Here is a 12,416-nt window from a genome sequence, read left to right on the forward strand (position 1 = left end):
ATGACACATACATATAAAATAACAGGAATGACCTGTGGCAGTTGCAAAGCTTCTGTAGAAAAAAGTTTAGAAAGCATTGACAATGTTACTAATGTTGAAGTTAATCTCGAAAAAGGAGAAGCTGAAGTTACAATGAGTAGCCACGTTGCTACAGAAACACTGAAAAAAGCGTTATCTGAAAAATATACACTATCTGAAAAGAAAGAAAAGAATGTGTTTGCTTCTTCAAGTATGTCGGCAATGCCAATGGAAGAAGAAAAAAGCAAACTACAGCAATTAAAGCCCTTACTACTAATCATCTTTTATATAGCAACCGCAAGTGTATTATTGCATTATAAAGATTGGAGTTGGAGTGCTTTTATGCTCGATTTTATGGGCTTATTCTACATCGTGTTTAGCTTTTTCAAAATGTTAGATTTAAAAGGCTTTCCAGAATCATTTAAAATGTACGACCCATTAGCAAAACGAGTCCCTGCTTATGGTTGGGTATATCCTTTTATCGAAACAGCTTTAGGATTAATGTTTTTAATGCGCTTTAAAGTAGAAATTGCTTTAATAATAACACTTGTTGTTTTAGGTATTACAACTGTTGGAGTTACTAAAACATTATTGGATAAAAAATCGATTAGATGTGCTTGTTTAGGTACAGCTCTGAAACTTCCTATGACAGAAGCCACTTTTATTGAGAATGCCATTATGATTGTAATGGCAGTATTAATGCTAATAAATTAAATAATAACCACTAAAATTTTAAAAATATGAACACGCAAGAACACAAAAACAACGAAAATGGAATGAGTAATTACACGAAGTTTTTTTTAATGTTAGGCTCATCATTCATAGCAATGTATATCACAATGTATTTAAACACCTATGAATTTGACCACGTATGGTTTAGTCTCACACGTTTTTATATGGTTTGTTTGGGTATTGCCACAATGGCTTTGATTATGTTCTTTTTTATGAAAAATATGTACAAGAATAAAAAGAAAAATATGGGTATAGTCATAGGTAGTATTGCACTATTTGCAATTGCTTTAGGATTAGTACGTGACCAAAAATCAACTGTTGGAGATGTTCTATGGATGAAAGCTATGATACCACATCATTCCATAGCAATATTAACAAGTGAAAGAGCAGACATAAAAGACCCAGAAGTCAAGAAGTTGGCAGAGGATATTATTAAAGCACAGAAGAAGGAGATAGAAGAAATGAAAGTAATGATAAATCGTTTACAGAATGAAAAATAATAAAACGGTCATATACATAGGATTACTCGCAGTAGGTTTGCTTTTGGGTTGGTTACTTTTTGGTAGTTCATCAAACGAGGAGACAGAACATAATCACAATGAAGTTTCAGAAACCAATCAAATGTGGACCTGTTCAATGCATCCACAAATTATGCAACCAGAACCAGGTGATTGTCCTATTTGTGGAATGGATTTAATTCCTGCCGAAAGTGGAAGTGATGGCCTGTTAGCAGACCAATTCAAATTAACCGAAAATGCGATGGCTTTAGCCAATATTCAAACAACTGTTGTAGGCAAAGGAAATGTTGATGGCAACACCCTTAAATTATCTGGTAAAATTGCTGAAAATGAAGAAGCTAATGCAGTACAAGTCAGTTATTTTTCGGGTAGAATAGAACGTTTGAATATCAGTTTTACAGGAGAAGAAGTCCGTAAAGGTCAATTACTAGCAACCATTTATTCGCCAGAATTGTATGCAGCACAACAAGAGTTAATTACAGCATCGTCTTTAAAGGAATCACAACCTGCATTGTACAAAGCGGTTCGTAATAAATTGAAGTTATGGAAGCTATCTGAACATCAAATCAATCAGATTGAAGAAACTCAAAAAATAAAAGAAAACTTTCCAGTTTATGCAACCGTTTCAGGTACAGTTACCGAAAAATTAGTAGAACAAGGCGACTACATCAAACAAGGTCAACCATTGCTTAAAATTGCAAATCTCAATACGGTTTGGGCAAACTTTGATGTATATGAAAATCAAATCGATTTATTTAAAAAGGGACAAGAAGTTTTAGTGACTACAAACGCTTATGCTAATAAGGAATTTAAAGGGAAAGTCGATTTCATTGAACCAATATTAAATACCAAAACAAGAACAGTAACCTTACGTGTGGTGCTTAATAATAAAAACGATGTATTTAAACCAGGAATGTTTGTAACCGCCAATATTGAACGAGTTTCAAGAAGTAATGATGAGGTATTAACAATCCCAGCATCTGCTGTACTTTGGACAGGTGAACGTTCTGTTGTCTATTTAAAAACCAATCCAGACCAAACCGTTTTTGAAATGCGTGAAGTTGTTTTAGGGAATCAAATTGGTAATGAATATGAAGTTTTAGAAGGATTATTTGTTGGAAATGAAATCGTAACTAACGGAACATTTACTGTAGATGCTGCTGCACAACTACAAGGCAAAAAATCAATGATGAATAAGCAAGGTGGTAAAACAATGACAGGTCACGAAGGTCATTTAGGTATGGATAATAATTTAAAAAATGAAAGCGACCATACTTATATGAATGAACGCTTAAAAGTGTCAGGGAAATTTCAAGAGCAATTAAAAGAGGTATACTATGATTACATCAATTTAAAAGATGCTTTAGTAAAAGAAGACTCAAAAGGTAGTTCAAAAAATGCAACTACTTTACTATCAAATTTGGGTAAGATAGATATGAAATTGCTTAAAGATGAAGCACACAATCATTGGATGTCATTAATAGATGAGATAAAATCTTCTACAACTTCAATAGCCGGTTCACAAGACATTAAAACCCAAAGAAATCACTTTAAACACTTGTCTTCACATTTAATTAAAGCGGTTCAAATATTTGGTGTAAAAGAAAAGGTATATGTAGAATTTTGCCCTATGGCAGATAACAATAATGGTACTTATTGGTTAAGCAAAGAAGAAAAAGTAATCAATCCATACTTTGGCGAAGCAATGCTAACCTGTGGTGAAGTAAAACAAGTAATAGAATAATAAATCAAGTAATAACAATTAAATTTTAAACAATGAATTTTTCAAAGAAAAATCACGAACACAAAAACAAAAATGTAATCGACGTGAGTAAAAAAGTAATTTTAAGTGTAGCTGTAATAGCAGCATTAGGTTTAACAAGTTGTAAAAACGAAACCAAAAAAGAAACAGAAACCACAACTACTGAAATGTCAAAAGATATGGCAATGACAGACCTGTCTTTTGGTGTAAGAGGAAATTGCGGAATGTGTAAAAACACTATCGAAAAAGCAGCTAACGGTGTTGAAGGTGTTGCAAGTGCTAATTGGGATGTCGATAAAAAGAAGATTGATGTGTCTTTTGATGATACAAAAACCGATGCAATGGCAATCCATAAAGCAATCGCAGCTTCAGGATATGATACCGAAAAAGTAGCAGGTGATGAAGAAGCATATGATGGTTTACCAGGTTGTTGTAAATACGACCACGAAATGATGATGAATCAATCTGGTGAAGAAGAAAGTGATGACCATTCAAATCACGACCATTAAGCAATAATGAAAGAGTCTTTTTCGGAAGGCTCTTTTTTATTCCCCACAACCCAAAACCCAGTTTTTTCGCTTGCCTTGTCTTGAGCCTGACGAAAGTTCAAAATCCTCTGTCTTTTGTGTTGTTCCGCTCACCTAACAAGTTTAGCGTTTTTTTGTCTTTAAGGTAATAGCATATTACAGCTTTGGTTTTCATAAAATCAAACCAAACTGCAAAAAGCTATTCTGTTATTATTTTATCATAAAACCCTAAACTCACCCAAGCTATGTTACATAATACAAGTTATAGTAGCAAACGGCACTTTTCAAAGGTTTGCTATCGCAGTATTAATGCATTTTGTAGCTATAACTGGTATTATGTAAAATATCCGCTATTCCAACGCGCACTTCCGTACATTAAACCACATTTTGAACTAACATTAAACATTTGAACATTTTAAGGTTTCCGTTAATTGATAATAATATTCGTTACCTCATTCAAGCTGCACAAAACCATCGTTAAGTCCAAGTATTCCTTACCTCAAGTCTTTGTTTGTTTCATTTCGTTAACAAATATAAAAGTCCACTTTTCCCCACCACCCAAGTCAGCGGTTATAAAAAAATAGGTTTATAAAGTGTAGTAATACCCCATAGCATATTGCTTTTTCTCGTGCCTCAAAAAAACAAAAAGCTATTGCCTAAAAGTCCTGTATAAGTAGCTTGTTTAAATGCTGTTTTATCAAACAAATATTTAAAACGCTACCCATACAAACGCTTCACCCCACGCTCAAATTGGATGTAACCTATTTTTTTAAGAGTTTATGCCCCAAAAAGTGTTGTTCAATAAATTAAATACATTTCAATATGATTACAAAAACAATCCAAATTACAGAAGTCACAGTTGATGAATTAGCGGATAAGGTAGCAGATAAATTATTGTTTAAAATTGAAGATTACCTTAAAGAACTATCAAAATCAAAAAATGATGAATTACTAACAAGACAAGAAGTAGCCGAATATTTAAGAATCAGTTTGGTAACAATACATTCTTGGAATAAACACGGTATTTTAAATCCAATTCGTATGGGCAACAGAATCTTATATAAAAAACAAGATATTTTAGATGTTTTAGAAGAACAGTCAATAAATAAAAAAAGGTAGCAAATATATGTGGCTACCACAGCCAACGCGCAAGGCTATAAAGGTCAAGCCCTACGGGTTTTGAATAAAACTTTTTTCAATACCTTTTTTTTTGATTTAGTCATTCAATAAAAAAACTTTTATCCAAAAACCTTGACAGCCTTACCCACGCCACAACAACTATGGCTATCTTTTTTCTTTTCAAAAAAAAATAATGGCGCGAAGCGTAGCGAAGCAATTTTAAATTGGATAGCTATGTCAACTTTTGAACTAAAAACACACCAAGTCGGAAAAGCTTACTCAAACCCTCATTTTTTTATACTAAACAAAGGGCTAAACAGCGGAAAACCACTCTTAAAATCCTGTGCTAACTGTTTCGTTGTCACTACTACAACAGAAGAGGTAAAACACACACTTTTTAACTTATCTATGATGTTGCAAATAGGCGGGTTTTATGCTTACTATTTAAAAGGAAGTGTTATTCCATTTATTTCAAGAGATGATTGCAGAAATACTCTAAAAAATAGTTTTATATCATTAATAAATAACGAATTTCAATTGCAAAAGCATATTAATATAGTGTCAGCGATTAGTAAAAAAGAAGACGAACTTCAAAAAGTCATTTCAAAAATGGCAGATTTGAAAGTGTCATACATTCAAAGTTTATTTTCTAAAATGCAAAAAGAAGCAATCTAAAGCAACAAAATCCATATCTAACGAATAGCATAAAACTTGCCATATATTCAGTCGGAAGGTACAACTTCGTGTTAAGTCCGTACCAAGTCCGAAGAAAAATAAGTTTCATTTAAATTATTTATGTTATGGGTAAAATTTCCCAAGGTATTTTAGGAGGGCTTTCAGGTAAGGTTGGAAACGTTATCGGTGGAAGCTGGAAAGGAATTGATTACATTAGAATTAAACCCTCAAGTGTAGCCAATCCAAGAACTGTTGGTCAAGTAAACCAAAGAACAAAGTTTACTGCCACTTTAGAATTTTTACAGGCTGTAAAGCCTTTTATTAAGTTAGGGTATAAAGGATTAGCAGTTAAGAAAACAGAATTTAATGCTGCAATGTCGTATGTGTTGAATAATGCGATTACAGGTACAGAACCTAACTTTGTTGTTGACTATCCAAACGCTTTAGTAAGTCGCGGAGGTTTATCTGGTGCGTTAAACCCGACGACTGATTTAGCAACTGCTGGAGAAGTAACTTTTGGGTGGGATGATAACTCTGCCGAAGGTAACGCAAATGCAACTGATAAAGCGATGTTGTTGGTTTACAATCCCTCAAAAAAGGAATCTATTTCTTTACTTGATGGAGCAGACAGAACAGTAGGTTCTCAAATTGTTTCAATCCCAACAACTTATGCAGGAGATACGGTAGAGTTATTTATGGCGTTTATTACTGCTGATGGTAGTCAAGTATCAAACAGTATTTATTTAGGCTCTGGTACAGCTAATTAATGCTTGGTGTTTTTATTTGGAAACCGCTCTAATCGAGCGGTTTTTTTTGTGCTATATTAGTAGCTCAATTTATTGATGTTTACTCTTTATTTATTCTTTTTATGTATTTTTTGCACCCTATTTGTTGCCCAAATGCCTTAACGTCAATAGACATAAGGATAGTTAAATATTGTATCGGGAAGTAGTATTGTCTTAAAGTAACATTTCATTTTTATCTTTAAATTGCTCATATAATTCTGGGTAATTTTTTTGAAATGTTTCTTTGATAAAAATGAAAGGGACATCTTCAAAATGGCCGTAATCTTCTAAATATGTCATGAATTTATGGTCATCTTTATTATATTCTTGTAAAACGGCATCATGAGTACCATCAAAATCTAAAACATCAACATTGTAAATTTTACAAAGCTCTATATTGAATGCTGGTGAACATTTTACCCATTTTTCGTTGTAAAAAACATCAACTAACCCATGTGGTGCTAATTCATTAGTACCAATTATTTTTTCTAAACGTTCAGTAGCTATGTGGTTTGATACTTTAGCTAAATGTAGGCGGGCAGGAATATTAAATGAGCGTAAACAAGCAATATATAAAATAGCCTTATCAATACAATGTCCATGATTTTTTTTGGCAATATTACTAGCTTTAAAATGTGTTTTAGTTAAGCCAATATTAAAAGGTGTATAACGCCAATTGTCACGTATTTTTATATATAAACGCTCAATAATTTTTTGTTTAGAATGTAAATGCTCAAACTCTTTTGTTATATTTTTTATAACAGGGTTTTCATAATCAAAATAGTACGTGTTTGCTGTGTAAATCATAAATTAAAATTACAAATTTTACGTAAAACATTACATTATATTATTGTAAAGTACATTTCAAGTTTTCTACAATATCATTTCCTTTTGTATTTGTTATAAATTAATTCATATTTTTATTATTAAATAACTTTTCAAATTTAGTGCAGATAAACAAAAAATCCATAGCTGTTCTACCTTTTGTCAATATGAGTAATGATATTGATAACGATTACTTTTGTGACGGAATTACAGAAGAAATTATTAATGCTTTAACCAAAATTAAAGGTCTAAAAGTAATTGCTAGGACTTCTTCTTTTGCTTTTAAAAACAAAAGCATTGATGTTAGACATATTGGTAGTCAATTAAGTGTAGCAACCATCTTAGAAGGTAGTATTAGAATATTTAAAGATAGAATCCGCATTAATACCCAGTTAATACGAACAAATGATGGATTTCAAATTTGGTCACAAAATTTTGATAGAAAATTAGACCATATTTTTGAACTTCAAGATGAAATAAGTTTAATTATAGCAGAACAGATTAGGGAAAACTTTGGACACTTACATATACATAATCATATCTCTATAATTGGAACTAAAAATATTTATGCTTATAAATTATATTTAAAAGGTAGAGCTTATCAACTTAATTGGGTTTTAGAAGATTATCTTAAAGCAATAGATTATTATAAAAAAAGTATAGCAGTTGATACAAATTTTTATGATGCTTACTTTGCATTAAGTAGATCCTATGGTATTTTATCTAGTTGGGGATTTATAGATAAAACAGAAGGAGAAAGATTAGCTAAAAATTATTTAAATAAAGGCTTAAAAATTAATTCATCATCTTATTTAGCATATTTTTCACAATCCTCATTAAGTTTTTGGAACCAATGGAATTACACTAATGGCATAAATTTATTAAAAGAAACATTACATAAAAACCCAAACTATGCTATAGCTTATGAGGGTATTGCCGAAATATATATGGCTACTAATCAGTTAGAAAAAGCCTTGCTAAATATTAATAAGGCTATAGAAATTAGTCCATTATCACCTAATCATCATTTTACTAAAGGAAATATTTATTTTCTAAAAAAAATGTATAACGAATCTATTTTACATTTAAATGAATGTTTAAGAATAGATCCAAATTTTAGTTTAGCAATTGAAACTAAATTAGCATGTTATATATTTTTAAACGACGTTTCAAAATTTGAAAATTTTATAGCTGTAATGCCACAACTAAATAATCCTGAAATTTGCAAAGCGTTATTTAGTTTGATTAATAAAAAGCAAATAAAAAGACCTATTAACATTGCTACTATTGATATAGATGAAAGTTTTAAAAATATATATCCTTGGCATTTTTATTTACTGATACATTATGGTAATCAGAAAAAGCACTAGATGTTTTTGAAGATAAAATGAAATTAAAAGTAGGTCAATTAGTTAACTTTCAATTAGATCCTTTTTTAGATTCTTTGAGAGAAAACAAGCGCTTCCAATCAATAACAAAACAAATTATTTCTTCAGAATCTTTCTCAGAACACAAAGAAGTTATAAATAAAATTGAAAGAGAAATTTCAAAACCTTTTAATGATTCTGAGATTAAGGAATATAAGTTGATTTTAGAGAATTTTATAAAAAACAATAAACCATTTTTAAACCCAAATCTTTCATTAAAAGAACTAGGTGAAAGTATTGATTTACATCCTAATAAATTGTCTTGGTTACTTAATACTGAATTCAATAAGAATTTTAATGATTTTATAAACTACTTTCGTCTTAATCATTTCAAAACTATAGCCTTAGATCCTAAAAATTCTCATCTTACTATTCTTGGGTTGGCTTTTGATAGTGGTTTTAATTCAAAAAGCGTATTTAATACATACTTCAAAAAAGCTGAAGGCATTACACCTAGAGTTTGGATGAAGCAGAATTTGTAGTAAATTATAATCAGTTCGTTTCAGATTATAATTTAGCACGACTCATAACTGTTTATACTTCAATTTTGCAGTATCAAACAATCAATTAAAAACGAACAGTTATGAAAATTTTACACAAATTATTAGTCGCATTTATAATAGCTATTGTAATGCTTTTTACATCATGTTCTACAGATGATGACAACAACACAGCTTCCATTAATTACACAACCGCTGAAAATTTATTAACCGATATCAACTTTCAAGGTTATGCCATTATCACAAAAAATGGAAGCGATTTAGTCCGACAAGGTTTTGGTTTAGCTAATAAAAACACAGCACTTCCTCAAGATTACGAATTAGCTTACCGCATTGGTTCGGTATCTAAAACCTTAACTGCAGCTGCAATTATTCAGCTAAAACGCGATGGTTATATTTCTAATTACAACCAAACGTTAAACGAATTTGATCCTGAGTTTCCAAACGGAAATCAAATTAGTATTGCACAACTGTTATCGCACCAATCAGGTATTCCAGATTATCAATTTGTCGTTGAAGACGCTGCAGCACAAGGTGAAATTCTAGATGAAGAAGACATCTATGAAGTTATTATGGAACTAATTACAGAAAACGGACTCAACTTTACACCTGGTGCAGGGAAACAATACAGTAATTCTAACTACCTTATCGCGGCGTTGTTGGTTGAAGAACTTACAAATATGTCTTACCACGAGTACATTCAGCAGAATATTTTTAATCCTTTGCAAATGACAAACACATACAGAGGTACAGATATCATTGACCAAAATACACATGCCGAAGGCTACAACAATGGTAATGCAAACAGTGTTTACCCGATGAATTTAGCGTTTGGTGCTGGTGATTTTAGTAGCACACCAAAAGACATGGAAACTTGGACAAATGCTGTAAAAACAAACTGGTTTACAGCTGCCGAAAAAGAAGACATATTTGCTCAAGATGTGCCAAGTGGTTATGTAGATTTTGGTTTAGGTTGGTTTACAACACAAGAAGGCAACACTACACTTTATTGGCATGGAGGAGATATAGATGGGTATTGGACTATGATAGGCTTTATACCAGAATACGATGCTACAATTGTGCTATTAAGCAATAAGCAAGATGATACTGGCACACAACGTAATACCATTATTGAACAACTATTAACAAACGAGTTTAACCAATAAAATACAACCATGCAACATACCAACATTTTATTGGCAGGTGCTACTGGTTATCTCGGTAGGCATTTATTAAAGGTTTTAATAGAAAAACAAAACCAGGTGGTTGCTATTGTCCGTAAGCCAAATCAGATAGATAATCCTAATGAAAACTATCTGGAAATTAAGCAAGCCGAAGTTACCAAACCCGAAACCTTAAGAGACATTTGTAAAGGGATAGATACGGTTATTTCAACCGTTGGCATTACTAGGCAAAAGGATGGTTTAACGTATATGGATGTCGATTATCAAGCAAATATGAATGTACTTGAAGAAGCTAAAAAGTCTGGTGTAAATCACTTTGTTTACGTTTCTGCTATTAATGGTGATAAACATCGACATTTGAAAATTTTTGAAGCAAAAGAAACGTTTGTTGATGCTTTAAAAGCATCAGGATTAAATTATACCATTGTTAGACCTAACGGTTTTTTCTCAGATATGAAAGACTTTTTGCAAATGGCAAAATCAGGTCGTGTATATTTATTTGGATCTGGAAATCAAAAATTTAATCCAATTCATGGTGAAGATTTAGCTAATGCAATTATTGAGAATTTGAGCGATTACAACAAAACAATAACCATAGGCGGTCCTGATGTTTTGAGCCTTAATGATATTAGTAAACTAGCATTATCATCATTAAACAAGCCAATTAAAATTACACATTTACCAGATTGTTTAAGGCGATTCACTATTTGGACGTTAAGAACATTTACCAGCGTTAAAACCTATGGACCAATTGAGTTTTTCCTAACTTTAATGGCAGACGATAATATCGCACCAACCTATGGTAAACACCATTTAAAAGACTATTTTAGAGAAGAAGCTAATACACTAGAGATATGAACATACCAGATCCAAATACCGTTTTTCCGTTAGCTAATTATGATAAGTTATGTTTTTTGAAAAACTACATTAACAATCCTAATATTGAAGTTGGTGACTACACCTATTACGACGATTTTGAAGATGTTTCTAACTTTGAAAAAAGCGTCAAATATCATTTTGATTTTATAGGTGATAAACTCATCATTGGTAAGTTTTGCATGATTGCTTCTGGCGCAACTTTTATTATGAATGGTGGTAATCATTTAACCGAAGCCACATCTGCTTACCCTTTTGCCATTTTTGGTGGTGCATGGCAACATGCAATGGATGGCAAAAGCTATCCAACCAAAGGGAATACTATAATTGGTAATGATGTGTGGATTGGTCACGATGCTACCATTATGCCTGGTGTAGCCATTGGTGATGGCGCTATTATAGCCACAAAAGCAGTAGTAACGAAAGATGTTGCTCCTTACACTATTGCTGGTGGCAATCCCGCAAAATTAATTAAAAAGCGTTTTTCTGACGATATCATTTCTAAATTATTGGAACTTAAATGGTGGGATTGGGAGATTGAAAAAATCACTAAACATATAGATAAACTCACGTTGCATCCTGAAACGTTGTTTTAAAATAAACTTTAAAAATTAATTAAAGGTTTAGCACTAATTGTGTTAAGCCTTTTTTTATTCAAAATACTTTAAATTGAATAATAAGTACTGAATTTCAAAAAGGTTTGAAATCATAATTCAGGACGATTAACATTCACTTCTGTCTCATCTTTGTCACATCAAATAATCAATCAAAAAACGAACAATTTAAATATCAATCACAATGAAAAAATTAATAATTATTTGCTTAACACTATTCACAATTCACAGTTATGCTCAACAGATTTCAAAACAAGGAAAAAACCATGACACAGATTTAAAATACAGAGTTAGTTTTCCGGCAATTATTTTAGGAAATATTGGAAAAGGTGGCGAAAGAACCAACACACAACACATTGAATTACACGTTAAACGTGAGCTTGATGCTAAAAATATTGTAGGTGTAAAATTCGCCACTTGGCGCTTATTTCAACCTATGGGAATTCAATGGTGGAATGGACTTACAGACAAAATAGATTCTGAAACCGAATTTTATCCTGGTTATTTACGCGAAACAGGTATTGGTATCTCTTATCAACGTATGCTTTGGAAAGGGTTATTTGCTTCGGTTGAAGTGTTGCCATTATACAAAACCTATTTAGATCTTAATGACAAGAAAATAGTTAACGGATTTAAGCTCTACAATTCCTATCATATTGGTTATCACTTTGCTTTTGGTAAAAAGAAACAGTTTTTTGTAGAACCACAATTTCATTGTAATGTTTGGCATTTTGACACTAATACGCCAGAATCATTTAAGCAACTCGACAATAAATGGGATTCTTATTTTCTATTTGAACCTAATCTTTATATTGGTATAAAAATTTAATTTCTAAAACTATCTTAAATTTCTA

Annotated in this window: 14 protein-coding genes; 13 read left to right on the forward strand and 1 reads right to left on the reverse strand. The window is 31.6% G+C overall.

Translation table 11 applies throughout. The annotated features are described in order from the left end of the window. The 7 genes from ACXAG4_RS11445 to ACXAG4_RS11475 all read left to right on the forward strand — a co-directional run bounded on the left by ACXAG4_RS11445 (position 1) and on the right by ACXAG4_RS11475 (position 6,118). Complete coding sequence (locus ACXAG4_RS11445; RefSeq protein ID WP_279301686.1) at positions 1 to 732, forward strand: heavy-metal-associated domain-containing protein; 732 nt, start codon at positions 1 to 3, stop codon at positions 730 to 732. A gap of 26 nt (positions 733 to 758) precedes the next feature. Then, entirely contained in the window at positions 759 to 1,250 is a 492-nt protein-coding gene (locus ACXAG4_RS11450; RefSeq protein ID WP_238673321.1) for a DUF305 domain-containing protein, read from the forward strand. Next, positions 1,240 to 3,012, forward strand: a complete 1,773-nt coding sequence (locus ACXAG4_RS11455) for an efflux RND transporter periplasmic adaptor subunit (RefSeq protein ID WP_475296216.1) — start codon at positions 1,240 to 1,242, stop codon at positions 3,010 to 3,012. Before ACXAG4_RS11450 ends, ACXAG4_RS11455 begins: the two co-directional genes overlap by 11 nt. 32 nt (positions 3,013 to 3,044) lie before the next feature. Further along, a complete protein-coding gene (locus ACXAG4_RS11460) occupies positions 3,045 to 3,539 on the forward strand; it encodes a heavy-metal-associated domain-containing protein (RefSeq protein ID WP_051881039.1) in 495 nt (164 codons plus the stop codon). Between the two features lie 840 nt (positions 3,540 to 4,379). Continuing rightward, on the forward strand, positions 4,380 to 4,676 hold the full coding sequence (locus ACXAG4_RS11465) for a helix-turn-helix domain-containing protein (protein WP_111126185.1): 297 nt from the start codon (positions 4,380 to 4,382) through the stop codon (positions 4,674 to 4,676). 132 nt (positions 4,677 to 4,808) lie between these two features. After that, a complete protein-coding gene (locus tag ACXAG4_RS11470; protein ID WP_462859441.1) occupies positions 4,809 to 5,351 on the forward strand; it encodes a DUF6943 family protein in 543 nt (180 codons plus the stop codon). A gap of 125 nt (positions 5,352 to 5,476) precedes the next feature. Continuing rightward, positions 5,477 to 6,118: a DUF6266 family protein gene (locus ACXAG4_RS11475; protein WP_054851354.1), complete on the forward strand. Its 642-nt coding sequence runs from the start codon at positions 5,477 to 5,479 to the stop codon at positions 6,116 to 6,118. Positions 6,119 to 6,310: 192 nt separating this feature from the next. Here the strand turns inward: ACXAG4_RS11475 and ACXAG4_RS11480 are convergent, their stop codons facing one another. Beyond that, entirely contained in the window at positions 6,311 to 6,943 is a 633-nt protein-coding gene (locus ACXAG4_RS11480; protein WP_475296217.1) for a transglutaminase-like domain-containing protein, read from the reverse strand. Between the two features lie 185 nt (positions 6,944 to 7,128). Between ACXAG4_RS11480 and ACXAG4_RS11485 the strand changes: the two genes are divergently transcribed. From ACXAG4_RS11485 to ACXAG4_RS11510, 6 genes are all read left to right on the forward strand, one after another. After that, positions 7,129 to 8,331 (forward strand): hypothetical protein, encoded by a 1,203-nt coding sequence (locus ACXAG4_RS11485; protein WP_475296218.1) that lies wholly within the window; start codon positions 7,129 to 7,131, stop codon positions 8,329 to 8,331. Positions 8,332 to 8,348: 17 nt separating this feature from the next. After that, a complete protein-coding gene (locus ACXAG4_RS11490; RefSeq protein ID WP_475296219.1) occupies positions 8,349 to 8,870 on the forward strand; it encodes a helix-turn-helix domain-containing protein in 522 nt (173 codons plus the stop codon). Positions 8,871 to 8,971: 101 nt separating this feature from the next. After that, positions 8,972 to 10,054, forward strand: a complete 1,083-nt coding sequence (locus ACXAG4_RS11495; protein ID WP_475296220.1) for a serine hydrolase domain-containing protein — start codon at positions 8,972 to 8,974, stop codon at positions 10,052 to 10,054. A gap of 9 nt (positions 10,055 to 10,063) precedes the next feature. After that, a complete protein-coding gene (locus ACXAG4_RS11500; RefSeq protein WP_475296221.1) occupies positions 10,064 to 10,930 on the forward strand; it encodes an SDR family oxidoreductase in 867 nt (288 codons plus the stop codon). Continuing rightward, on the forward strand, positions 10,927 to 11,544 hold the full coding sequence (locus tag ACXAG4_RS11505) for a CatB-related O-acetyltransferase (RefSeq protein ID WP_475296222.1): 618 nt from the start codon (positions 10,927 to 10,929) through the stop codon (positions 11,542 to 11,544). The genes ACXAG4_RS11500 and ACXAG4_RS11505 overlap by 4 nt, the downstream gene beginning before the upstream one ends. 202 nt (positions 11,545 to 11,746) lie before the next feature. Next, entirely contained in the window at positions 11,747 to 12,391 is a 645-nt protein-coding gene (locus ACXAG4_RS11510) for a hypothetical protein (protein ID WP_475296223.1), read from the forward strand. Positions 12,392 to 12,416 lie beyond the last annotated feature (25 nt).

The sequence above is a fragment of the Seonamhaeicola sp. ABD4_175 genome (genome assembly GCF_056160885.1).

Coding starts and splice junctions, on each gene's coding strand:
- ACXAG4_RS11460 (WP_051881039.1), top strand. CDS start 3,045: ATGAATTTTTCAAAGAAAAATCACGAACACAAAAACAAAAATGTAATC.
- ACXAG4_RS11510 (WP_475296223.1), top strand. CDS start 11,747: ATGAAAAAATTAATAATTATTTGCTTAACACTATTCACAATTCACAGT.
- ACXAG4_RS11445 (WP_279301686.1), top strand. CDS start 1: ATGACACATACATATAAAATAACAGGAATGACCTGTGGCAGTTGCAAA.
- ACXAG4_RS11475 (WP_054851354.1), top strand. CDS start 5,477: ATGGGTAAAATTTCCCAAGGTATTTTAGGAGGGCTTTCAGGTAAGGTT.
- ACXAG4_RS11490 (WP_475296219.1), top strand. CDS start 8,349: ATGAAATTAAAAGTAGGTCAATTAGTTAACTTTCAATTAGATCCTTTT.
- ACXAG4_RS11495 (WP_475296220.1), top strand. CDS start 8,972: ATGAAAATTTTACACAAATTATTAGTCGCATTTATAATAGCTATTGTA.
- ACXAG4_RS11455 (WP_475296216.1), top strand. CDS start 1,240: ATGAAAAATAATAAAACGGTCATATACATAGGATTACTCGCAGTAGGT.
- ACXAG4_RS11450 (WP_238673321.1), top strand. CDS start 759: ATGAACACGCAAGAACACAAAAACAACGAAAATGGAATGAGTAATTAC.
- ACXAG4_RS11500 (WP_475296221.1), top strand. CDS start 10,064: ATGCAACATACCAACATTTTATTGGCAGGTGCTACTGGTTATCTCGGT.
- ACXAG4_RS11480 (WP_475296217.1), bottom strand. CDS start 6,943: ATGATTTACACAGCAAACACGTACTATTTTGATTATGAAAACCCTGTT.
- ACXAG4_RS11485 (WP_475296218.1), top strand. CDS start 7,129: ATGAGTAATGATATTGATAACGATTACTTTTGTGACGGAATTACAGAA.
- ACXAG4_RS11465 (WP_111126185.1), top strand. CDS start 4,380: ATGATTACAAAAACAATCCAAATTACAGAAGTCACAGTTGATGAATTA.
- ACXAG4_RS11505 (WP_475296222.1), top strand. CDS start 10,927: ATGAACATACCAGATCCAAATACCGTTTTTCCGTTAGCTAATTATGAT.